The organism is bacterium (assembly GCA_035527515.1).
In the GTDB taxonomy this organism is placed as follows: Bacteria; B130-G9; B130-G9; order B130-G9; family B130-G9; genus B130-G9.
Map to the genome: position 1 here is coordinate 1 of DATLAJ010000111.1, position 24,684 is coordinate 24,684.

Annotated in this window: 14 protein-coding genes and 1 pseudogene; 4 read left to right on the forward strand and 11 right to left on the reverse strand. The window is 56.5% G+C overall.

The genetic code is table 11. The annotated features are described in order from the left end of the window. Together VM163_08450 and VM163_08455 are read right to left on the reverse strand one after the other, a co-directional pair. Window positions 1–706, reverse strand: a 706-nt coding sequence (locus VM163_08450; protein ID HUT03904.1) for a (Fe-S)-binding protein, incomplete at its 3' end; no start/stop codon positions are given. Next, entirely contained in the window at window positions 693–2,978 is a 2,286-nt protein-coding gene (locus VM163_08455) for an FAD-dependent oxidoreductase (protein ID HUT03905.1), read from the reverse strand. The genes VM163_08455 and VM163_08450, both read right to left, overlap by 14 nt. Window positions 2,979–3,267: 289 nt before the next feature. Between VM163_08455 and ftsH the strand changes: the two genes are divergently transcribed. The 4 genes and pseudogenes from ftsH (at window position 3,268) to VM163_08475 (ending at window position 8,526) form a co-directional block, all read left to right on the forward strand. Beyond that, window positions 3,268–5,136: an ATP-dependent zinc metalloprotease FtsH gene (gene ftsH / locus VM163_08460; GenBank protein HUT03906.1), complete on the forward strand. Its 1,869-nt coding sequence runs from the start codon at window positions 3,268–3,270 to the stop codon at window positions 5,134–5,136. Between the two features lie 608 nt (window positions 5,137–5,744). Next, a pseudogene (folP, locus tag VM163_08465) lies at window positions 5,745–6,524 on the forward strand (dihydropteroate synthase). An 81-nt stretch (window positions 6,525–6,605) separates the two neighbouring features. After that, complete coding sequence (gene cdaA / locus VM163_08470; protein ID HUT03907.1) at window positions 6,606–7,460, forward strand: diadenylate cyclase CdaA; 855 nt, start codon at window positions 6,606–6,608, stop codon at window positions 7,458–7,460. A 1-nt stretch (window position 7,461) separates the two neighbouring features. After that, the gene (locus VM163_08475; protein ID HUT03908.1) at window positions 7,462–8,526 is read left to right on the forward strand and encodes a hypothetical protein; all 1,065 of its coding nucleotides are present in this window, start codon (window positions 7,462–7,464) and stop codon (window positions 8,524–8,526) included. Window positions 8,527–8,899: 373 nt separating this feature from the next. Here VM163_08475 and VM163_08480 read toward each other — a convergent pair whose 3' ends face one another. The 9 genes from VM163_08480 to VM163_08520 form a co-directional block, all read right to left on the reverse strand. Beyond that, the gene (locus VM163_08480; GenBank protein HUT03909.1) at window positions 8,900–9,223 is read right to left on the reverse strand and encodes a hypothetical protein; all 324 of its coding nucleotides are present in this window, start codon (window positions 9,221–9,223) and stop codon (window positions 8,900–8,902) included. A gap of 69 nt (window positions 9,224–9,292) precedes the next feature. Then, window positions 9,293–11,725, reverse strand: a complete 2,433-nt coding sequence (locus tag VM163_08485; protein ID HUT03910.1) for a right-handed parallel beta-helix repeat-containing protein — start codon at window positions 11,723–11,725, stop codon at window positions 9,293–9,295. 535 nt (window positions 11,726–12,260) lie between these two features. After that, on the reverse strand, window positions 12,261–15,200 hold the full coding sequence (gene uvrA, locus VM163_08490; GenBank protein HUT03911.1) for an excinuclease ABC subunit UvrA: 2,940 nt from the start codon (window positions 15,198–15,200) through the stop codon (window positions 12,261–12,263). A 3-nt stretch (window positions 15,201–15,203) separates the two neighbouring features. Further along, window positions 15,204–18,449: an N-6 DNA methylase gene (locus VM163_08495; protein ID HUT03912.1), complete on the reverse strand. Its 3,246-nt coding sequence runs from the start codon at window positions 18,447–18,449 to the stop codon at window positions 15,204–15,206. A 305-nt stretch (window positions 18,450–18,754) separates the two neighbouring features. Beyond that, complete coding sequence (locus VM163_08500) at window positions 18,755–19,867, reverse strand: hypothetical protein (protein HUT03913.1); 1,113 nt, start codon at window positions 19,865–19,867, stop codon at window positions 18,755–18,757. A gap of 2 nt (window positions 19,868–19,869) precedes the next feature. Further along, window positions 19,870–21,072: a glycosyltransferase family 2 protein gene (locus VM163_08505; GenBank protein ID HUT03914.1), complete on the reverse strand. Its 1,203-nt coding sequence runs from the start codon at window positions 21,070–21,072 to the stop codon at window positions 19,870–19,872. 22 nt (window positions 21,073–21,094) lie between these two features. Continuing rightward, entirely contained in the window at window positions 21,095–22,147 is a 1,053-nt protein-coding gene (locus VM163_08510; GenBank protein HUT03915.1) for an FAD:protein FMN transferase, read from the reverse strand. 237 nt (window positions 22,148–22,384) lie between these two features. Beyond that, window positions 22,385–22,813: a hypothetical protein gene (locus tag VM163_08515; protein HUT03916.1), complete on the reverse strand. Its 429-nt coding sequence runs from the start codon at window positions 22,811–22,813 to the stop codon at window positions 22,385–22,387. 295 nt (window positions 22,814–23,108) lie between these two features. Then, the gene (locus tag VM163_08520) at window positions 23,109–24,599 is read right to left on the reverse strand and encodes a hypothetical protein (protein HUT03917.1); all 1,491 of its coding nucleotides are present in this window, start codon (window positions 24,597–24,599) and stop codon (window positions 23,109–23,111) included. Between the last annotated feature and the right edge of the window lie 85 nt (window positions 24,600–24,684).

Consider the following 24,684-nt stretch of genomic DNA (forward strand, 5'->3'; position numbering starts at 1 on the left):
CAATCAGTTGGTCAATTCGTTCTCTTGTGTCTGCATCCCTCGGGAGCCAGCCATCGGCCTCGCAGCCTACCCAGGCCGCATCCCTCTTTGCGAGCTCAACCACGTCTGGTCCTGCGATCTTGCCAAGCCTAAAGAGCTCGAAGCGCTCTTGCGTCCCGTCGGGCGCGCTCACGGACGACGGCCAGACTGCGGTTCCACAAGGCAGCCGGACCCCGACCAACCTCTGGGCCAGAAACTCGGCAACGTGCATTACCTCGCAGCCGTGGTCGAGGCCAAGGGCTGAGTAGTTCCTCAGCATCCAGGCGCCGCCGGTGCAGCTGGTCAGAATCGTCTTCGCGCCGACCGTTCTGAACATTTCTGCATTCTGTCTCGCAAGCGATCTTGCCGTATCCGTATCGCCGCTCAAATAGGCATCTAGGCCGCAACAGACCTCGTTCGGCAGAACGACCGGCCTCGTTCCTACGAGATTGAGCAGCTGAATCGCCGCCCTGGGCACGGAAAGAACGCTGTCCTCGATCTGGCCAGCCAGAAGAACATCGGCAAACGGGACGCAGCCCACGAAATAGACAACATCGCCCGTTTCTGTCGTTTGCAGCGAGTCATCAAGCCACGAGAGCCTTTTCTGTCTCAGGCCACCTTTCGCCTGAAGCCGCGCGACAGTTCTCATCATCTCACGATTTGTGAAGCCGCCCTCAATCCTTCTCATGGGGCCCACCTTCCGAGAGCTCGATTATACTTATTCTGTCGGTGGTTATGCCCAGCATCTCAAGCAACGATTTAAGTGCTGAAACCGTGCCCTCAACCCTACTGATTGAGCCATATCTGCATTTGCCCTCAGGACAAGCCACGACTGCGATTCTCCTCACGCCACGCTCGAGGGCTTTTAGCAAGAGCCAAGCTGGGACCCGTCCCGTGCAGAGAAGGTCAACGAATGTGGTGTCTTCCTCAAACGTATCCCGGAGCACTTGATAAGCATCTGGCGCCCTACTCTTGGCCCAGACGCAGCCCAACACGACCGTTCCTCTTGCCTCGAGCACGGCCTGAGCCAGAAGCTCGTTTGAGAAGCATATCTGGTCAAGCGCTCCCGTTGGACAGTTGGCTATGCAAAGGCCGCAGCCCCTGCAAAACGCGCTGTCAAGGACGGGAACGGTTCTCCCATCAATGCGGCAGAACGTCTTGATCGCGGTGTATGGGCAGACCTCCCCGCAAGTATCGCATCCGATACAGAGCTCCTCGTCCGCCATCGCCACGATTGGCGTTACGAGCCTTTCCTCAAGCGGCTCGCCGCTCTCCGGGGTCAGCATCGCCTTCAAAGGACCCTCATCGATTAGGGTTTCGAGCTCGTCACTTCGTATTCTGATCAGCTCCTCATCGCCCCACGATGGCTTTTTTTCGGACGGCAAGGCCGCCACATAGCGGCCATCACACTCGCCTACGCAACGCTTGCATTCTGCACACCTGCCACACATGAGGCACCTGCCCGCCTCCTCCCTCGCCTTGTCCACGCTGTACGCCGCTTCGACTTCATCAAAGCTTCTGGCGCGTTGAACGGCATCCGCGGAAGCCGGCTCGATACGATGAACGGGCGCCTTAGTCGCCGGAATCATTTCCAACTTGATCGGTGAACAGCGCCTCGTTGTCTCAAGAACTTTCGCCTCGCCCGTCACAAGGAATGCCTCGATAGCCTCGGCCGCTCGGTGTGCCGCACCGATCGCCTCAACCGCGGTGGCGGGTCCTGAGACGATGTCCCCGGCGGCGAAGATGCCTGGCGCTGATGTGGCACAAGTGAGCTCATCAGCCACCACTGTGCCCCATTTGGCGATCTCTATACCAGTTTGGCCCTCTAGCACGCCGAGGTCGGGACGCTGTCCAAGCGCCGCGATCACCGAATCGCAAGCAACTTCAAACTCGCTGCCCTCGATCGGCAGGGGCCGCCTCCGACCGCTCGAATCTGGCTCGCCGAGGCGCATCCTTCTAAGCATGATCGCAGAGACCTTTCCGCCGTCGCCCAGTATCTTTGCCGGCGCAACTAGGAAGTCAATTTTGACACCTTCTTCGGTTGCCTGCTCTATCTCGTAATCTCTGGCGGGCATCTCAGTTCTTGAGCGGCGGTAGGCGATGCGCACCTCATCTGCGCCAAGCCTGAGCGCACATCTTGCCGAATCGATTGCCGAGTCGCCACCGCCTATGACGAGCACTTTTTTGCCGATGCTTCTTAGCCCGTGAAGATTCACCGATGCAAGGAAGGAGATAGCGTCCATTACGCCATCAAGACCGTCGCCCTCGACGCCCAGCGGGATGCCCTTCTGCGCTCCAGTCGCGATCAGGACGGCCTTGTAGCCCTGGTTGAACAGGTCTCCTATGCTCAGGTCCCGACCGACACGGACGCCTGCTCTGAGCTCGACGCCTGCACCGAGTATGTCGGCTATTTCAAGCGACAAAATGTCACGAGGCAGCCTGAATTCGGGGATTGCTGCAAGCAGCATTCCGCCGGGCCTGTCGAACTCGTCGAAGACCGTTACGCCAAACCCTCGGCAGAGCAGGTCGTGGGCTGCCGTCAGGCCAGCGGGGCCGGCTCCGACAATGGCCACTCTCTCTGCCCTTCGAGGGGTTATGCGCCGGACTATTCTGCCGCCCCGGCGCAGCTCGTAATCGGCCAGAAATCGCTTCAGGGCACAGATAGCGATCGGCTCGTCGAGCTTTCCCCGAGTGCAATTCCGCTCGCATGGCCGGCTGCATATCCGTCCGATAACGCCGGGCAGCGGAAGACGTGCCCGCACAACCTCGAGCGCCTCGGCGAACTTGCCATCCTTGGCAAGGCCAATGTAGGCTTTTGCGTTCACGCCGGCGGGGCATGCTGCGTTACAGGGCGGGAGGTCTGAGGCAATTAGCTCCCACGGTGCGCGCCCCTTGCCGAACGTCAGCTGGTATTTGCCAATGTCTGTTGGCTCGGGAGGTGTATTTTGATGTAATACCAATTAAGCTGCTCTACTTGAATTGAGGCCCGCAAATTCAAACCGGCGGTCAGAATGCAACCGGTTCGCAAATGTGTCAACCGTCAACAATCGGGGTAGCTCTGCAAAAGGGTGTGACGAAAGCAGGCGACGTGGTCTGCGCGGCGGCAATCTGCGGCCAGCGAGGCTGATTGTAGTTCTTTTATGGCTAGGATTGATTCGGAGCTCTATGCAAGTTGATCCGTTGTGGTGTTGGCGGTATTGTATTTATAAATGCTGTCTTGGGAATGTTCTGAACTAGAGAGGTTGTGGTTTGAACCCGCGTCTTAAGACCCTTGCGCTCTGGGCGTCCATTATTATCGTCGCTGCTTTGTTGGCGAAGTTTGTTGAAACAACCCCGCCGAGCGATTCCAAATGGACTTATAGCCAGTTCAGGCAGGAATTGGCGGCGGGTGCGATAGAGCGTGTGGAGATTCGCGAGTCTCGGCTGGAGGGGGTTACCAGGAGCGGTCAGCGGTTTTACACCTATATTCTTGACGACCCGACCCTTTATGCGGCACTTGACAAGACGGACACGGTTGTCGAGGTCATGCCAAGGCAGGAGCAATCTTGGCTTCTCTCCGCTCTTTTGACCTGGCTTCTGCCGATGGGGATATTCCTGGCGATCTGGATTTTCTTGATGAGGCAGATGCAGGGCGGCGGTTCCAAGGTGCTTTCTTTTGGGAAGGCCAGACCCAAACTCACCACTGACAAATCGAAGCGAGTTACGTTTGACGACGTGGCGGGCATTGATGAGGCAAAGGAGGAGCTTGACGAGATCATCGATTTTTTGACCGATCCGCAGAAGTATCAGCGCCTCGGCGGGAAGCTTCCGAAAGGTGCGCTTCTTATCGGCGCACCCGGCACAGGAAAGACGCTCTTGGCCAGGGCAATTGCGGGCGAGGCGCAGGTTCCATTCTTCAGCATCAGTGGCTCGGAATTCGTTGAGATGTTCGTCGGCGTTGGAGCATCTCGAGTTAGAGACCTTTTTGAACAGGGCAAGAAGCACGCTCCCTGCATCATTTTTATTGACGAGATCGACGCGGTTGGGCGTTATCGAGGGGCGGGGATCGGTGGTGGGCACGACGAGCGTGAACAGACGCTCAACCAGCTGCTTGTCGAAATGGATGGATTCGAGTCGAGCGACGGAGTGATCCTAATCGCGGCGACGAATCGTCCGGATGTTCTCGATCCGGCGCTGCAGCGGGCGGGCCGGTTCGACCGGCAGATTGTTGTGAACCGCCCTGACCGGAAGGGGCGTGAGGCGATAATGAAGGTTCACACCAAGGAGATAAAGCTTGGAGCGGACGTGGACCTCGGCGTCGTTGCTCGTGGGACGCCGGGCTTTACCGGGGCGGACCTAGCTAATTTGGTAAACGAGGCCGCGTTGCTCGCAGCGAGACGAAATCAGGATGAGGTTAGTGCAGTTGACATGGAAGACGCGAAGGACAAGGTTCTGATGGGTGTGGAGCGGCGGTCGCTGATAATCACGGATGAGGAGAAGAAAAACATCGCCTATCACGAGGCGGGCCACGCTCTTTTGGCCGCGCTCTTGGAGCATACAGACCCCGTCCACAAGGTTACGATTATACCAAGGGGGCGAGCACTCGGCCTCACGCAACAGCTGCCGATCGACGACAGGCACAACTACGACATAGATTATCTGAACGACCAGCTGGCGTGTATGCTTGGAGGTCGCGTGGCCGAAGAGATCTTTCTTGAGTCCATAACCACCGGCGCAGGGAACGACCTTGAGATCGCAACCAATCTCGCCAGAAAAATGGTCTGCGAGTGGGGCATGAGCGAGGCGATAGGGCCACTGACTTTTGGCAAGAAGGAGGAGCACATATTCCTCGGCAAGGAGTTCGCGCAGCCAAAGGACTTCAGCGAGGCCACGGCCATCAAAATCGATCAGGAGATCGAGCGAATCGTGAGGAGGAATTACAAAAGGGCGAGGCAGACTCTGCTCGACAAGGCTCCATTGGTCCATACCCTCGCGGCAGCTCTGTTGGAGAAGGAGGTCCTTGACGGCGGAGAGGTCCGGCAGATCGTCGATGACTATCTGCAGTCCAAAGGGCAGATTACAGAGAAGCCGGCCGAGAAGGAAACGGCGCCTGCGAATGACTCATCTGATAAAGAGTGATTACTTCTGGCGCCTTGTTCAAAAGACTCACTCTGCGATTTGTCCGGAGCCTGCTGTTGGGAGTATGAGCTGTTGTGTGGACTAGCCGAGGCCATTCACCAAGAACATCTCGCTGGATGCAATACTAGTGCAATACTTGGACAGAAACAGAGAACGCAGAGCACTTGACCGCAGCCCATAAGTCGAACGCAAACCGTCCATATATATTTCGGCCTGCCAGCTCGGGAACACTCGCCGAGGAGATGCGGGCGATTGGCGTCTCGAGCGATGGTATCCGCCTCATGGTCCCGAAAGGATTGGGCTTGGCGATCAAGATTCCCGATCTCAGTGCCCCACGGGCGATGATCCTGAAAGAACAGATGCTCTCTCTGGGTGGTGATGCAGCCCAGTCGAGAGACGTGCTCACCGATTCTAATTCCAGAACCCACGTCCTGCTGCTTGGCAGCGAGACGCAATTTGGGCGCCTCGTTGAGTCGCTCAAACGACAGCAGTTCGGGCTGCCTGCCCTTGGGAAACAGATTGAGAGGCTGCTGAACAACTGGAGCAATCGGCCTTCGCTGTTCACGGCGAGAGACAAGCATCTGGACCTGACGAAGCGAACGGCCGTTATGGGTATTTTGAACGTAACGCCGGACTCGTTCTCCGACGGTGGGGAATTCCTCGACCCGAAGGCTGCTGTTGACCGGGCGCTGCGGATGCAGGAGGAGGGCGCGGACATAATCGATATTGGAGCAGAATCGACAAGGCCGGGCGCGGCCGCGGTTGGCGCCAAGGAGGAGCTTGAGAGGCTGTTGCCGGTGGTCAGTGCGATTGTGGGCGAGCTGAGGGCGATTTTGTCCGTCGATACTTACTAGTCTGATGTGGCTGCGGCGGTGCTTGATTGCGGTGCGGACATGATAAATGACATCAGCGGGCTTCGCTTCGACGAGAGAATGGCTGAGGTTGTGGCCAAGCACGACGCTGGGCTTGCCGTGATGCACATTCAGGGCACTCCCAGGGACATGCAGAAGTCGCCTCGCTACGACGACCTCATAGGTGAGATATACTCATGCCTTGCGTGGTCCTGTTCAGCGGCGGTCGAGGCCGGCGTCAATCGGCAGAGCATCATCGCCGATCCTGGGATCGGTTTCGGGAAGACGCTTGCGCACAATCTGAAGCTGATCAACCAGCTGGACAGTTTCCGCGGGCTGGGGGTGCCGATTCTCCTAGGGACATCGCGCAAATCGGTCATTGGCAAGATAATAAAGAAGCCCGTTCAAGAAAGGCTCTATGGGACCGCTGCATCAGTCGCGGCGGCAATTGTGCGGGGTGCAGACATCGTGAGAGTGCATGACGTTCGCAAGATGCGAGAAGTCTGCGACGTGGCAGATGCGATAGTAAGATCGTGAAGAAACTGTTATGGTCAAATTGTTTTTATTGTGTCAAATGCAGGTTAGCTAATGTGAGGCAGTTGTGGCGGAGCGATCCTGATGCAGGTTGATATCTTCTCTCTGTTATCGGATTTCTTTAAGACCACGGGATACATTAGACCCAGCTGGACGGATGTCATCGACATCATCGTCGTGGCGCTGGTTGTCTATTTCCTACTCAAGTTGATTAAGGGCACCTTTGCGGTGCAGATGATCGTGGGCCTGGTTTTCATGGTCGCAGCGTCGCTAATTGGTCGGTTGGCGGAGCTTAAGACTGTGAACATGCTTCTCTCGAATTTCTGGAGTTTTGGGCTACTCGTGTTTCTGGTGATATTCCAGCCTGAGATTCGGCGGACGCTCGCCCAGCTTGGTAAGTATGGTTTGATGAGACATTGGAAGGCGCAACAGACAGAGCTGGTGGAGGAGATTGTCAATGCTGTCTCGGCCTTGTCTCAGAAGAGGACGGGCGCATTGATTGTGATAGAAAGAAGCACTGGGCTTCGGTCGCATGTCGAGCGCGGCGTCCCAATCGGCGCCGCAGTAACCTCGCCGTTGCTGCGGGCGATTTTTCAGAAAACATCGCCTCTTCACGATGGGGCTGTGATGATCAGTGAGGGGGTTATAGCAAGCGCGGTAAGTTTCCTGCCGCTGATCAAGTCTCGCGATCTGGATATATCTTATGGCTCGAGGCATAGGGCGGCGATGGGTATAACGGAGGACACGGACGCCGTGGCCGTTGTTGTCTCGGAGGAGACGGGCGCAGTCCACCTCGCGATAAACGGCAAGTTGACCAAGGGATTGGAGCCTGCCCAGCTTCGTAACTCTCTTAAAACCCTAATGGTGAATGTTAGAGGCCGTAGCCAAGCGGTGCTGGGCAAAAGAAAGCCTAAGACAGTTTCGGCAACGTCGGAGTAGAATGATGAAGTTCACTGAATTGAGACTGGTTCCGACCCTGATGATTATCGCCGTGCTGTTGGCCCTTGCCCAGCAGGGCTGCGAGGAGAACGTGGCGCCGGTCACGGATTTTGCGAACGAGCCGGTCAACAGAGCTGCGACCGAGCTGAAGAAGAAATGCATTGAGGTCCTTCGCCAAGGACTGCGCTCACCCGATTGGGACAGGAGGGTCAAGACAGCGCTTGCCCTCAGCGCGATGCGAGACCCGGCAGGGCTTGACGACGCACGCGCGATCATGGCCGGGCATCGTTCAGATGCCGCGCTTAGGGTGGCTTACTATTTCGTAAGGAGTGGGCTTGCACCCACTGAGCCAGCCCTGATTGAGGCAGATGCCATGTTGCGAAAGGGCAGAGCCAGTCTGAAATACTTGGCGATAACCGTTTTGGGCCCTTCTTCACCGGGGCAGGAAGTGCCTGATCCCATCAAGAATGTGTGGAAGGACACCGGTCATTCTGATTTTCAGGTCTGTGCGGCATCTGCGCTGGCAAGAAAGGGCCATCGCGATGCGATCAAATGGCTCCGGGCGAACGTTGAAAGCTGGCTGCGGTTTCAGGGCTTCGACCCCTTCTTGTTCGCCAGGCTGGCTAACGAAGAATCGCAGGTGGTACTCATGGAAGCTCTTAGGACCGGTGCGGACTACAACATCCGAAACGCGATATTGGCGGCCGAGACCACAAAAGATGACAGGGCGCTCTCTACTCTGTCTATTCTGCTGGCAAGAAAGCACGGTGTGAGAAAGACGATGGCCGCCGCGGTACTGGCTGAACTCGGCGGAAGAGAGGGAGATACCGTGCTCAAGCAGGTTGTAGGGCAACAAATGCCCGCCTTCCCGGAGGCGGCGTGGGCGGCGATGGGCCTGGGGAGCCTCGGCGACCCCTCGGGGATGTGGGCGCTTGTGAAGTTCATAGAGCGAGAGGGAGCGAGCAGGAGAGGCACCGAGGCCGCAAGCCTCATTATCGCCAGTCTATGTTCTCCCGGCAATGCGGTCTCCGCCTCATTCCAGCTGTGGATCGCAGAGCATATATGAGGCGGGCAAGAGCGAGTTTTCGGCAAGCAAACTTCTGGCGCGATTGGCGGGATTCACGTGGCAAAAAGTCGGCTTCTTTGGTGGGTGAGCCCCCCCAGACTCGTCTAGCCTGAGTTTCCTATTATCGTTACGGCCGTAGTCGGTTGTCTGGAGGGTGCTATTGAGAGTTTGTTTTGTATTACCCCTTGATGAGCATCTCGCGCCAGTTGCGGCTCAAGGACCTCACAGCACCTTTTGCAGGAAGCGCCCAGTATATGAATTGGGGTCTTGAGCGACCAACGTCGCGTTTGACCCTGCATTGTGGGCAACCTGATTGGACGGGCCCGCAGCCTGCATTCCGACCCTAACGGCCCGGAGCTGGGCTTATAAGCCCCTAGCCCGATCGCGAGTGACGAGTCAGGCTGAGCTCAAACTCATACGTCTTGTCGTTTACCGCTATAACCTCGAGAATGTACGTGCCTTGACGGATACCGACATTCCAAGTGACATCGTTGTCATAATCTGGGCAACTCATTACTAGGTTGTAGTCCTCGTCTAAGAGCTTCAGGCCCACACTAGGCCATCCGGCAAGGCCCTTGGCTTCTGCCTTAATTGTGAGGTCCCAGGTCGCTCCGGAGCCATAATCTCTTTCAAAGACATAGAAAAGGCACCGCTTGTCAGGATTCTCAGGGCAGCGGCATTCGTCCGGCCATGGCACCCAGCCCGTTGAGTGGTTGCCATGCAATTCGACGGCAGAACCTGCACCTATCGGTCATGAGCCAGCCGCTCAAGGAATCGGGTAGTGAAAACCCATATCTAGAGCTCCCGTATCAGGCGTCCCGTCAGCTTGCGTCGTCCGATACCAAAGGCCCGCATCATCGGCTGATTGGCTGCCGGCGTCTATACACAGGCTGTCCGGGTCGAGGTAGTATTCGCCCAACGGGCCCGTGACGAACATTGGGTCATCGTGGATGTTCCCCACTCCTTCATAGCCGCCTTCGACAAGTGAATAAGTTATGCCTAGCCAGCTGTTGTCGGCCATGACCTCGAAGGAAGAGTTGTCCCAGAGAATGCTGTTGAGCACTGTCATCGAACTGTCGAGACAACACACGCCGCCGCCGGGAGCAGAATTGCGCGACACCGTCCAGTTGCCAAGAGAGACTGTGCTTTCTTTGACGATCATCCCTGCGCCCTGAACGCCAGCCTGATTCTCAACAATGGCATTGTTAAGGGAGGTCAGACTGCTTTTCTCACAGTATATGCCTCCACCTGAGACGCCCGCGATGTTTCCGCCAATCATGTTGTGTTCTACAGTGGGCGTGCTCTCGACGAAATATGCACCACCGCCGTATCGGTCTGCTGAGTTGTAGTGGATCGTATTGCCTCTCAGAGTCGGGGTGCCGTAGTACGAACATATTCCACCGCCTACGTTGACGCCGGAGTTGCCGGCGATTACGTTCCCTTCGAGTCTCACCGAACCGTGTTCGCAGTGAATCCCGCCACCGGATTCAATTGCGGAGTTGTCACTGACAAGATTCTCTGTAATGATTGCATAGCTCATATGGCAGAGTATTCCCCCGCCATGCTCCGTAGCTGTATTCCCTACAATCGTGTTGCGCGCAATCATCGACTTGTCCTCCCGACAGAAGATGCCGCCTCCAGAGGTCCCAGCCCAGTTCCCTGCTATCTCGTTCCCCTCTATTGTGGCTCGGGAATCACGAGAGCATGATATGCCTCCGCCCAATCGTTGCGCCGAGTTGTCCTTGATCACGTTGTCCTTGATTAAAGGTGAGGAGCTGCCGGAGCATCCAATACCACCCGCGTCTTTGTCTGCTGTATTACCGGAGATTGTATTATAGCGAATCGTCGCAGCACAATTTGTGTTGCAGAAAACTCCGCCTCCACCGCCCTCAGTGTAATTGTCCGAGAGTATGTTGCCTTCGATCACCGTTGAGCTGCCTACATTGGAGATGTCCATTCCGCCACCTGTATAGCGCGCCCAATTGCCTACGATTGCATTGTCCGCAATCGTCAGAGTAATGCTGCCATAGCAATACAAGCCTCCTCCATTAGCTTCCCCCTCGTTGTCGGCTATCGTATTGCCTTCTATCCTAGCGGTGCCGCGACGTACGGCAATTCCACCTCCATAACCTTGCGCCCAGTTCGCCTGTACGATGTTGTCCAGGATCTCTACGGAGCTTTCCTTGCAGGATATTCCGCCGCCCGCAAGCCCCATTACGTTTGTTCTATTCTCGGCGATTAGACAGCCCTTGATGGTTGGGGCGCCGCCCCTGCATGATATTCCTGCGCTCCCAAATATGAACATGGTGCCATCAATGCTGTTTTCTGTAATTATGCAGTTCTCAATCGTGGGAGAGCTGTTTAGGCAATATATGCCGCCTCCACGAGTATTTTCATACCCGCCCACGCAGTGAGCGCCGGTCAGCGTCAGGCCCCATATTGCCAGATTATCTACACCGTCGCAGCAGATTACGTGAAACGCGCCTTCTGCATCTAAGACCGTTGTGTCAGGATCCTCACCGATCAGCGAGACCCAGCTCTTCATGTTTAGCGGGAACGTCTCGCCACTGGTGCTAGCGGCGTAGGTGCCGGCCGCGACGTGGATCGTCACGGGAGCGGCCTCGGAGCCCTCCACCGAGGCCAGAGCGTGCGTTATGGTTTTCCAGGGACTGCCCTCGGAACCGTCGTTGGAATCGTCACCAATCTCGCAGTCAACGTAGCAATGCGACCCGGCCGAGGCGCCAACTGTGAACGGGGCGAGGCTCAGCCCGGTTATCCAGTCCAAGGTGCCAGCCCATGTTAGAAGTGCTGCGAAGTTGTATTCACCCGGTTCCTGGATCGGGGGCATGGCGCAGGGCAGGTCGAACCACCAGAACGGCGTCCGGTCCATGGCGAAACCAGGCGGCACGTAGATGTCAGGTATCCAGGGCTCAATCCCCTCGCTCCATCCATCGAACTGCGTCGTGTATATGCCTCCGTCCGGCGTCAGAAGGCCAACATATACGGCTACTGGCATCCCCTCGCCCTCGTTCTGAGCGGCTAGGCTCACCTCGATCGTATCGCCGGCAACGTAGCTTTCCCTACCCGTGTAGATACCAATCGTGGGCCCTGCTTCGGCCGTCACAACCAGGAGCGCCAAGACCCAAGAAAGAGCCAGGATCGTGACGATTGCGTTCCTTGTCTGACCATGACCTATCATCTCGCACCCTTCCTCTCCGAAGTATGATTATTCCAATCTGTTTATTTGCTCCTCTGTTTATCATAGCAACGCCTGAACTCATTTCAAGAGCAAAATCAGGTTTACCGATTCACACGAGGACGCTGCGACGCTGGATGCTAGCCCGAGTTCGCAGCGGCCCATAAGCCTCCGGCGAAAACGAGCGGGGCCTTCCTTCTCTACCGAGCCTGCAATCTGAAGGCCGCCCCACTAAGAGCAGGTCTCGTCCCAGCTATTAGCCCCAACTACAAAGGACTGCGGAGCAAGAGCCTTTTAGGCCCCTACTGCTTCTTTCTGCCCACGATGCCCAGCACAATACCCATAACAGCCAATGCCCCCACAATAGGGAAGGCGATTACGATCTCCTCCGGTATGAAAATGCAGAACAAAGCGACGATGGCGACACACACACCGCCAATTATTCCAGCAATTCGAGTAACAGGATTCTTCTCCTTGGCTTCGCCCTTGGCTTGCCACTAGCTGCGGTTCGGCTCGCGCCAGTTGTGGCTCAAGGACCTCACAGCACCTTTTGCAGGAAGCGCCCAGTATATGAATTGGGGTCTTGAGCGACCTGCTCTGGTGTGCCGCTCGCAACCACGTAGCCGCCGTCATCACCGCCCTCGGGGCCCAGGTCGATGATGTAGTCGGCCGACTTGATCACGTCCAGGTTGTGTTCGATGATTACAACCGTATTGCCGGCATCGACGAGGCAGCCCAGAACGTCCAACAGTTTGTGGATGTCCGCGAAGTGCAGCCCTGTCGTCGGCTCATCCAAAGTGTAGAGCGTGTGGCCGGTGGCCCGTTTGGAGAGCTCCCTGGCGAGCTTTATTCTCTGCGCCTCGCCCCCTGAAAGGGTGGTTGCAGGCTGTCCGAGCCTGATGTAACCCAACCCCACGTCGCTTAGCGTTTTGAACTTCTCCCTGAGTCGCGGGATGTTCTCGAAAAACTTCAACGCCTCATCCACGGACATATCTAGAACCTCGGCGATATCGCGGCCCTTGTAGCGGACCTCGAGCGTGTCGCGATTGAAACGCCTGCCGCCGCACGCGTCACATCTGACGTAAACGTCCGGCAAGAAGTGCATCTCGATCTTGATCTGCCCGCCCCCACTACAGGTCTCGCACCTACCTCCCCTGACGTTAAAGCTGAACCTTCCTGCTTTGTAGCCTCGCTTTCTCGCCTCAATCGTGGCGGCGAATAGCTCCCTGATGTGGCCAAAAGCCTGCGTATAGGTCGCTGCATTTGAGCGAGGCGTTCTGCCGATCGGAGACTGGTCGATCTCGATGACCTTGTCGATGTTCTCTACCCCGCGGAGCTCGTCGTGCTCGCCGGGCACATCGTGCGAACGGTAGATTCGCCTTGAAAGCGCCGGGTATAGCGTCTCATCGATCAGCGAGCTCTTGCCCGACCCAGACACGCCCGTCACGCAGCAAAACGTGCCCAGCGGGATTTCGACGTTGATGTTCTTCAGGTTGTTGCGCCGCGCACCCACTATCGTGATGAACTTGCCGCTGGGCTTTCTCCTCTTCTGAGGAACAGGAATGCCGCGCCGGCCAGAGAGATAATCACCCGTCAAGGACTTTTCGCATCGCGAGACTTCCTCGGCCGTGCCGGAGCAGACCAAACGGCCACCGTGCTCGCCCGCGCCCGGCCCGAGGTCGATGACGTGGTCGGCAGTCCTTATCGTCTCCTCGTCGTGCTCGACAACGACAACCGTGTTGCCTAAATCCCTGAGCTCGCACAGCGTGTCAAGGAGGCGCCGATTGTCTCGCTGGTGCAGGCCGACGCTGGGCTCGTCCAGAACGTAAAGGACGCCAACGAGGCTCGAGCCGATCTGCGTGGCTAGATGGATGCGCTGTGACTCGCCTCCGGAGAGGGTTGATGAGGGTCTGTCGAGGGTGATGTAGCCCAGGCCAACCTCCCTCAGAAAGCCAAGTCGAGAGACGATCTCCTTTAGTATGCGGCCTGCTATCTTCTCCTCCCGCTCCGGCAACGAGAGGCTGCTGAAAAAATCCGCCGCCGCGTCAACGCTCTTTTGGGTCACCTGATTTATGCTCAGTCCACCGACTTTGATCGCAAGCGACTCGGGACGCAGCCTCGCCCCGCCACAATCGGGACAAGGCACCGTGCTCATATAGCGACCGATCCAGTCCCGCATCTCCTCCGAGGCCGTCTGCAAATACCGCCGATCGAGGTTGTTCAGAATCCCCTCGAATCTCTTGATCCTACCCCACCTGAGGGTCCCGGCCCTAAACCTCAGCTTAATGCGTTCCCCGCCCGAGCCGTGCATCAGGGTATGCCTGATCTCTGGCGGCAGCTCGCGATATGGGGTGTTGGGATCGAAGTCATAGTGCTCAGCGAGCGACCTAAAAACATGCACGGTCATCGAGTTCTCGGAGCTCGCCCACGCCTCAATCGCCCCATCGATCAGCGATTTGGACGGGTCGGGAACGACCAGGTCCTCCGACGCTGAACGCACGACTCCCAGCCCTGAGCACTCGGTACATGCTCCGTAAGGACTGTTGAATGAAAAGGCTCGAGGCTGAAGCTCCTGGTAGCTGATGCCGCAGTTGAGGCAGGCCATCTCGCTGCTGAAAGTCCTAATCGCAAAGCCATCAAGCGCACGAGCAATGGCGTGCTGCTCGCTGGAAGAGGCGCTGGCCTCCGGTCTTCGCCGTTTGCGCTTCGGTTTGCTGCGCGCATCCGGGTCGTCAGACCAACCACGCCTACCGTCTTTGTCCTGAAGCGCGATCCTGATCAGGTTCTTAGTGAGCTTCATCGAAAGCTCCACAGAATCGGTGAGCCTCGACCGGTTCTTGGCCGCCACCGTCAACCTATCGACTACCACGTCGATGTCGTGCTTCTTATACTTCTCGAGTGCGATCTCCTCCGACAGCTCCCGCATCTCTCCATCGACCAGCACACGAACGAAGCCCTGCCTCGCCAAGTCAGCAAGCAAGGTGGTATATTCCCCTTTTCTGCCTCGCACAACGGGCGCAAGGACGTAGAACTTGGCCCCTTTGGGCATACTAAGCACCATGTCGACTATTTGCTGCACCGACTGCGATTCGATTCGCCGGCCACACCGATAGCAATATGGGATGCCCACGCGGGCATAAAGCAGCCTCAGATAATCGTAAATCTCCGTAACGGTGCCCACTGTGGAGCGAGGGTTCTTGCTGACTGGCCGCTGCTCAATCGAGATGGCTGGCGAAAGGCCCTCGATGTAATCGACGTCCGGCTTGTCCATCTGCTCAAGAAACTGCCGTGCGTACGCCGAGAGCGACTCAACGTAACGCCTTTGCCCCTCGGCATAGAGCGTGTCGAACGCGAGAGACGACTTGCCAGAGCCCGAGAGCCCCGTGATCACTACGAGCCTGTTCCGCGGGATCGAGACGTCGATGCTCTTTAGGTTGTGCTCCCGCGCCCCTTTTATGAATATGTGGTCCTGCTGCAACCGTTACGAGCCCTCGATGCCAAACAGAACGCGGACGGTGTCGTCCACTTCTCTCTCCAATTCCGGAATCCCATCGAGCTCATTCTTCGATTTCAACTCGTGGAGAGACGCTGACAATTTGGCCAGTTTCTGATGGGTCGCGTCTTGGGGATCGAACTTGGGAATGCCGACGTGTGTCATAACTCTGGGTGCGCCGAAGCCCCTGCCGGGCGATGAGTATGATTTGATGAAGTCCCGCACGGGCGTTGAGTTGATTATGGCGCAAAGATAGTGCGCCTCCGCCTCGCTATTGGTCGGAAAGAACGAGGTTGTATCCGTAGGTATAACCGTTTTGTACCCGCAGGAGGTTTTATGCTGGCTGATAACCGCGGCCACGAGGTCATTTGCCATACGCTTCCAGACGGTCTTGTAGCGCGCGACCGTATAAGGGCCAATACCATACATCGCATAAAACGCTGTCCTCTCAGCAAGTTCGCGCACAACTCTTGACCCACGAGACAACAGGACATCTTTGAACCTTGTGAAGTATCCGTACGTTCTAGGCCACTCTTCTTTCATACGTTTTTCGGGGAAAGGCTCCCTCTTCTCTGGGTCTTGAGGCATCACAATGAGCTGATTTGCGATCGCCTGCCATCGGCGGATGTCTCTTCCGGGCAAAGCTGGGAAGACGAGATCGGCTTCAACCCTCTCTTGGACCTTTGGAACTTCTCGTTTGCCCTTCGCTGGGATATTATGGACGAGCAAGTCGCCATTAGAGAATATGTGTTCGCACAGGACCCAGAAGACCCCATAAGGCTCGGTGCTTGCCCCCCGGAATGCCCTATAAGCATTTTCGCCCTGGATCACGCCAAGTCGTTTCTGGCTCTTGCTGATTGTCTGCCAAGAACCACTTATTGAACCCATTGGTCGAGCACTCAGCCTGATTCTGTTGAGCAGCGGTCGGGCTTCTGCCAGCTTCAGGTTGGTCGGGATTCTGCCTACACCTTTCTTCCTGGTCCAAACCGTGTAAGGAACCGGATAGCGGGTCTCCCGACCCTTCCTTAGAACGATAGCGGCTGTCTTGTTTGCTGCCCCTTCAAACGGCTGAACAGAAACGAGGTCGTGCCCCTTTAGAACTCCCAGCGGCTCACGGTCGCCGAGCTTGAATCTCCGAAATCCCTCGCCCGCCCCCTTTGATTTGAAAACCTCCTGGGTAATGAGAAATCCAAGCTTACCGCCCTTCTTGAGGTAGTAATCTGCGGCTGTGTATAAGAAAAGCATTGAGAAATCCTTCTCGCCGCCTCCTAACCTTGCTGCATGTCCTTTGAGGGAGAAAAGGCCGTATTCCTTCCACATACTGAGGGTTCCCTCCCTATATTCTCTCGAGAGGTAACCCCACCGTATCCAGGGCGGATTACCGACGACGAAATCAAACCTCGGAGCATTCATTGGTGCAAAAGCGTTCTTGAGGAACAGTGCCCAAATACCGTTCTTGCCCTGTTTCTCGAGTTCCAAAATGTCCTTGAAGAAGTTCCCGATAACCTGCTCGTGAGGCGGGAAGACTAGACCTTCCTTCTTGAGCCTGGCAATTGCCTCACCTACGGTATAATCCTGTTTCGCCATTTCTTTCAGGAGCGGCGCGGCCCTCTTCAGAAGGGACCCCTCGTCCCTTATCCAAACAGCGGGGACATGAAACTCGCCAACGGACGTTTGAAGTTTTATGTATTCGCCGCCTCGGAAGTTCACCTGCATCTGGCCAGTTCTCTCGGGCCACAGAACAGAATCAGCAAGGTAAATCGGTATCTCCAAGTCCGGAAGCACGTCCAGGAGGTCACCTAGCGCGAAGAGGTAATTGGTCCGGGCAGCGATAACGGCCAGAGGGTTGAGGTCAAAGCCCCAGATGTTCGCTCTGATTCTCTTGGCTGTCTCCAGCGGAGGCTCTTTGTGTTGTAGTCCGTATTCCTTCGCTCGGTGAATGGCAAGAACGATGAACGTTCCAGAACCGCAGGCCGGGTCAAGGAGGCGTTGAAGCGTATCCCCTTTGTACCCAGTCTCGTTCAAGAGCAGTTCAGCAAGCCAATCTGGCGTATAGTATTCGCCGAGTTTATGTCTAAGGTCTTTCGGCACCAAATACTGATAGAGTTTCTTGAGAAGATCACGTGTCGGCTCGGGATTGATGGCGGTCATGGCCGGCTCGAACTCAGAAAGGCCTCTTGCCACTTCTCTGATTGCCTCTTCAAGGCGGGGCGAAAGGGCATCCAAATACCACCCGAAGAAGTCGCCCTCGAGGAAATTAGTGACGCCTTGCTTTGCGTAGAGTCCGCCGTCCTCCATGCTGGTCAGTTGCCCAACTAACTGATCGCTTGATGTATGCGTGAGCTGAAATGAATACGACGCGGTGAAACTGCTTTCCTTAAGAGTGATGAGCTCGACTGCTATCAGCTTCATTAGAAGGGCAAAGTACGTGTGGATTGAAAACAACAGATCCGGAACGCCTGCACCTTTATCGACATGATAAAGCTGGGAAACAGCCTCTATCGGCGCCAGTGCTTGAGGGCCAAGTTCCGCGCCATATACTATCCCAAACAGCCGCCTCCACTCATTAAACAAAACACTCACCTTTTCATTGCGCCAGTTCGCCAATGCATCGACAAACGCTGACACCGCTTTCTGAGCGATTTGGCTTCTTGGGCCGAACCTGTCAGCAAGATGCTCTGCTGTGAGCGGGAGGCGAGATAGGGCCCGCAGATACGTCAGAAAGGTGCAGGCCGTATCGGGGCCAAGAGGATAGGGACCTTGGCGACCAAAACCTGACCTGTCTATCGTCGCCACCTTTGTATTAGCCTTTTGGCGATACCTCACAAAGAAGACCGACGTGCCGTCAATGCCCACGCCAACCAGCCGACACAAGAGGCCGAGCGGATCGGTCTTGAACGCCGCTGACTCTGCGGTCATATAATCGACGAGTTGGTCCTGGGCACGCTGTACAGCGGGGTCGGACGCAAACGTACCTGGGCGTTTATACTCAATTATGACCTGCCCATGTACCGCATCCGGACGACCCTGATAGACCGTTCTGGCCTCTGTGCTCAAACGCTCATAGCTTGGTGCAGACTTGATCCCCAGACCTGCGAGAATAGGACCTAGAATCTTCTCAACCCCGACTCGAAGGTCTTCCTCCGTTAGTGCGTGTTGCATTAAGTCGTGGACCGAGCCAACAAAAGCATCAGCCACTTGTGACAGCGATTGCTGGGACTTATGAGCTCTCATTCCCACCCCCGTTGCCCGTTGGCATTGCTTGCTCCTCTCTCAAACTTGACACGACGCCTGACCCAACCAGTTAACCCTAGAACTACGTCGGGTCGGCCAAACATCCCAGCGCGTTATGAGCATGATAAGTCATCTACAGCTGCGTTCTCAATAACCTATCGGTAACTCTAATGCGCCTAGTTGCGCCCGGTCTGCAACGAGGCTAATGAACCGGTCTCGCCTCGCACCAAACTGCGAACTGCCAACCGCGAACTGGCAACTAAGTGGGTAATCTGACCCAGAATGACCGGTTCTTGGCCTCGAACCTATACCGAGTCGGAGTCGCCCATCATCACGTGCCAGGCGCTTCGGGTCATGATCTGTTTCGCTAAGCTTGGATTTGGCGTCCAAGGTCTGAGGATAAAGTGGAGCAGGGATTTGCGTTTGAGGAAACCGACCGCTCGCAGACACAACAGGTAGCGAGAGTGCTTGAGGCACCACGCACGGACAACGTCGCAGTGGTTCTTCACGGCGAAACGGACGGCGGAAAGTATGAGTTGTGATGCGATCAGGGGGCTATGGTCTTTGGCGAGGATGTCGGCAATGACAGCCTCCTTCACGTTTTCTTGGTCCTCTCGTATCCGCAGGACGATGTATCCCACAAGTTGGCGTTTGCGTTCCGCTATGAACACATCGTAAACGGGTTTCAGCGGGCTAAAGTAGCGCCAGTTGAGGTATGTCGCATCGCGCACGACCGCGTTACCGATTCTCTGAGAGGCGTTCTGCCACAGCGCATCAGCCCTTTCATCGAATGAGTTGACCTTGCGCACCTTCCTGCCCCACGACGGCCAGAGGTCCAGAAATCGTGAATACAGGCCGATCTTGACCAGCGCTCGCCACAGCAAACTGGCGGCTTTGACGAGGAACCTGTTTGAGAGCCTTCTTTGCAGAAACGGCTTGAGCCTCAGGTAGCAAGACAGGTTCAGGATATGCACCAGAGGTATCCACCCCAGCCGCTTGATGCCGAGAAATAGCGAATTAGTGTTGGGAAATCCTGCCCCGAAAACCGCCCCCTGCGCCTCGATCACGTAGTAAGCTGTTTTGCCAATTTGCACCAGCTTCAGGGCGGCACTCCTCCGGCCGAAGGCCTTCCTGTCAACGGCCATGTCGAATGAGATGGAGGCTACATAGCTCTTTGGGCCAAGCTTGTATCTGACCGGGCTGAATCCCCAGTGTCCCACGACCTTGTCCCCGTCGATCATGACAAGGCTGCAGGCCCCTTTAATTGGCCGCGAACGATACTTCCAGTCCCAGTGCTCTTTGAGAAACGGTCTGCCAAACGATGCCCTCATGAGCGAGAGTATCCGGTCCTGATACTCAAGGTCTTGGTAATGAAACAGCCGGAAGTTCGCTGGGGGCTGAAAGTCTTGGTTGAGCAATACTATCTCTCCTCGCCACTTGTGTCTGCAACGATCCTGAAACGCCCGACCTGGACCTTTCCCGTGCGCTCGTTCCCAACCATGGGCACGGCGCGCCAGAAATAGACATCCGGCGCGAGCATCCGGTAGGCGCGGTGAGCGAGGAAGTATCTAGCGTCGGCCACCCTCGCCCCAACCTTGTGAAGGAAACAGGGGTCCGGCGTGATCTCAAGGATGTAGTGCTCTGCCCTGGGAACACTTTGCCAGGCGAGCTCGATGCCGTCTGGAGGGCCTATTGCAATAGCGCTCGAGACCATGCTGCTACGGCACAGGCCGAGGATGCGCTTCGCGTTGGAGACCATAAAGTTGTTAGCCCGGATACAGATGGCTAAGGCATGTCCAATGACCGGATAGTGCTTCTCATAAAGCGCAATCAAGCTCCTTCTCTGGATTCTCCCCATAGCAGCTCTTTCGGAAGTCTTCAAACTCTGAGCGCAGTAGTGAATCGCCTTCGCATCTGGAAGGCAGTATATTGCGTGCTCGGCCTTTCTGATCCGCCGACAGAGGTCCTCGTCCTCATAATACATGAAGAAACGCTCGTCAAAGCCGCCAAGCTGCCAGAATAGCTCGCGAGAGAGCATGAGGTAGCTACCCGGAACACCTAAGACCTCAACCGGCGCATCGCCGGACCACATCGCCCAGTCCATCTTCCAGTATCTCTCGAAGGTGCGCTGGCTGAGCAGGCGGCGGAGCGACGTGTGTTGAACCATTGCGGCCAGGGGTCCGATGCTCTTCAGGCATGAGAACTGAAACTGCATTTCGTCGTCCCAGAACGTTCGCGCCATGACAGCGCCGCAGCGATCAAGCCGCGTGAAGGCGTCAAGCGAGGTGCGCATTGCGTCGGGCAGTAGGAAGAGGTCTGGGTTGAGAAGGAGGATATAGCGGCCGTGAGCTTGCTCTGCACCGAGATTGCAGGCTTTCCCGAAGCCGAGGTTCTTGTCATTTGCGATGATTGTGAGCCAGGGGGCATCAGAGAAGTGTTCCCTCACCGCGGCAATTGTGCCGTCCGTTGAGGCGTTGTCAACCAGAATGACCTCGAGGCGAACGCCATTGGCGGCGGCAATGATGTTCTGGAGGCACCTTATGATGTAGTCCCTGCTATTATAGGTGACGGTTATGATCGAGAGCTCGGGGGCGGCGTCTTCGGCAACCATATCGCTCACCATCGCACCTCTATCGTTGGCGAATTCAGGGCGAGAGCCCCATTACACTGGGCAAATAGTGCCCGAGGCGACTGGAGAGGCAGCGGCTACCATCAGCGCCTACGATCAGGCATTCGATGTCTTGCAGGCGGTCCGCGAGCTGAAGCCCGCGCTCGGGGCCCATCACAAAGATCGCTGTGGCGAGGGCGTCGGCAACCGTAGCTTCTTTGGCGATCACGGTAACACTCTGGCATTCGGAGGCTGGATAGCCTGTCGCTGGATCGAGAATGTGATGATACCTTCTGCCCTCGTAAATGAAGAAACGCTCGTAGTCCCCGGACGTTACAATCGCGCGGTCAGTTGTCAATAGGGTGCACATCAAGTCGCCCGGGCGCCTCGGGTCCCGAACGCCAATCCGCCACTTCCGGCCGTTTGGGCGTGTTCCAGAGACGAACATGTCCCCACCCGCATCCACGATGAAGTTTAGAATCCCCGCTTTTCTAAGGGCCTCGGAGGCAACGTCAATTGCATATCCCTTGGCGATCCCGCCGAGATCAAGCCTCATCCCCTCGGTCGGCAGATAGACCGTTCCCGAGGTAGCTGAGAACTCGACCGAGGCACCAGCGACCAGCCGGACCTCTCTGGCGATTGCCTGTGGGTCAGGAGGCGCAGGATTCTCCAAAGATGCAAAATCCCATAGGTCTGAGACCGCTCCAATCCTCACGTCAAAGGCGCCTTCGCTGAGCTCAGACACTCTTGCCGCACTATCGAGGACAGAGATTACGGAACGTGGCGCCAGGACCTTGGACCTACCGGCAGAATCGTTGATCCGGTGCACGACGCTGCTTTTCACGTTGACTGACATCTCGCTTTCGACTCGGCGCATGGCATCGAGCGCGCTTTGGATTGCGGCCCTCACCGCTTGCTCGTCTAGCGTCTGGTCCCAGGCCTTTATATCGACCAGTGTTCCCAAGAGGAAGTTGTCAACCTTGATGATAGCGGTCTCGCCAGCCGCGTTCTCATAAAACAGCGAGACCAGAACTATCGCTGCTATTGCGGCAAAGAGCAGAAGAAACCAGAACCAACTGACGCGCCTCATCGGGTCAGAGCACCTCTTGCTTTATGACAACACGTTGCTGATCGATATGCCCGGCCGAACTTGGCCGTATCCCTGTATCATTCCGAGTAGAGGTTGAGGCCGGCGGATAACTGGTGTAGGTGCACATGAGAGAACCTTTCAGTGATGTGTTTCTCTGGCTTGCTGCATCGAAGCACTAGGGTCGGATTCCGATGCCGCAGTAAGCCGGCGTGAATGTGTCTGTTGCCGGCATGTAGGTCAAACTCTTCCGGGATTATTCCCCACCTCTGGATAGCACCGGGTGGTTCCCTTCCTCTTCAGGTCTTTGATGCGCCTCATTGCCCTTTTTCTTATCGCCAGATTGCCTCTGTGCAAAAGTGCGATCTTCTTCCAGCACGCCATCGCCCTTCTAAAATCGCCACGCCGCTCGAACAGCGCGGCTATGACCATCGTAGTTCTGGAAGCGTCGCCTTTTGGAAGGGTCGGGTAACCCGGTTGCGGCGCATCCTGTGCGCCCAAGAGTGTCTTCTCGAGTTTAGACCGCCTGATCGACGCCCGGACATCCTCCGCGAAGAGCACGACCGCCCTGGAATGGCAATTCTCGCTGCAATATAAATAGCCAGCGTCCTCAACCATCTCATTCACGTTTCGTATCGGACGATGGCAGAACAGACAATATGTCGGCATAACAACCACACCTCGAAGCCGCAAACAGTTGAGTATGTTACTTACAATTGAATAAGAATACGTCCCACGCGCAATTGTTCAATACTGAATCCGTGCCGTGCCGTGTCGGGGACATGCGCACGAAAAGACCGCTGGGAAGGAAGCTAGTTCTTTTGTGGCCATTCCGGAGGCTCCTGTTGTACCAATAAGCACCTAGTCTGATGCCTATGCCCGATGCGACAATTGCCCACCAGAGCAGCTCAACGGCTTTCTCCAAACGCGGCCGACGTATCGTTTTCGTCTCGGTTGGCGGCATTTAGTGCTCCTTTCGCGGTTTGGGCCACTCCGGCTGAGGCCGAGGCTCTATCAAGAATGCTGCGCTGTTGCCCAGCCTCACTTTTTTCTTGATTTTAGAAAAAGGCCTTATCCCGCTCAAGGTTGGTCCAAGGAAATCGAAGTCGGCGTGCGAGACAACGAGCCAAAATCTGGCTGGTTGGCCCGCGGTGAGCCAGGCCCAATAGAGCTGCTGAGAATCAAGGCCCAAGTTCTGGAGCCAGATCGCATTTTTCTTGAGCTTCGGTCCCGCGTAGAGCAGGAACGCCGGGCTAGCATAGACAGAGACGGCAATGGACGCATCGTTGTAGGCGCCGTGCTCGACCTCGTTAAGAACCTGGCGCATCTCCTGTCTGACAATTAGCTTCGAGGCGCCAGCGGCAAGTCCGCAGAAGGCCCCGATGATCATACCCACGCCCAAAACCCTCACCAGTTGGTGGCCGAAAGAGCTTTTCAACACGCGATATGCGGCATCAAGGCCAGAGGCGAGGAATAGCAGCGCAATGGGCGCCCAGTAGATAGTGAGCCTGCCCCCAACCAAGGGATAGATGCGCAGCGAGGCGGCGGCCACCGCCGAAAAGAACGTTACCGCTGCGAGCATCACCACCGGCCAGCGCTTGGATTTGGCGAGCGACCAGGCGCCCCAAATGCAGATGCCGAGGATGAGGGGTGCAACGGGCTCGAGGTCCACCGCCGACCCAAAGATGTCCACGAGTTTCTCGAAGAGCCAGGTCGTGTATGGCGGGTGGGGAAATCCATCTGCCCAGAACTTCATCATGGCCCCGTATCTAACCGATCTGTGAACGGTGGCTGCGTAAATGGAGCTGGAGGCGATTGCCATCGAGCACAGAAGGACAATGAGGGCGCCGCGCTTGGGCCCGCGGCGCTCTTTGAGTGCGAAGCTCAGAGCCACGGCTGCGAGGCCTGATAGGACGAACACCGACGTGTATGACACCCACACCAGCGCTGGGAGCAAGGCGGCGAGGGCGTATCTTGTCCGCGCCGAGAAGCATTCCCAGCCGACAGCGGCAATAAGTATCAATACTGCACAGAGCTCGTCGGACGCGTATTGTTTGAAACTGGTGGCCCACTGGACCTGAGACAGGCCGAAAGCGGCTATTGCCACTGCACACACGGCAGAGAAGCGCGATGAGAGCTTCAGGAGAAGTCGTGCCATGAGCACTAACGCGATAGACCCACAGACGAGAGGGAATAACCTCAGCGAGTATTCCAGGTGCCCCCAAGAGGCATACATGAACCTGCTGATGAAAAGAAACAGAGGTGGCGCCACCTGCATGCAGTCGAGGCGCTCGAGAAGCTGTCCATAGGAACGTTCAGCTACGTTGACGCCCAGCATCGCCTCGTCAATCCACAGGCTTTTGCCGTGCAAGTAGATCGCGAGCCGAAGGGCGATGCCAACGACGACGATTGCAAACACAGGCCAGCTGGTCGCCCGATCAGCTCGCCCAGTCACGTCGCCGTCCGCACATCTATCGATAGCATCTTTTGTCTGCTCCAGACGCTCATGTTAATCCCGTTGACCAGAAGGTCGCGACACG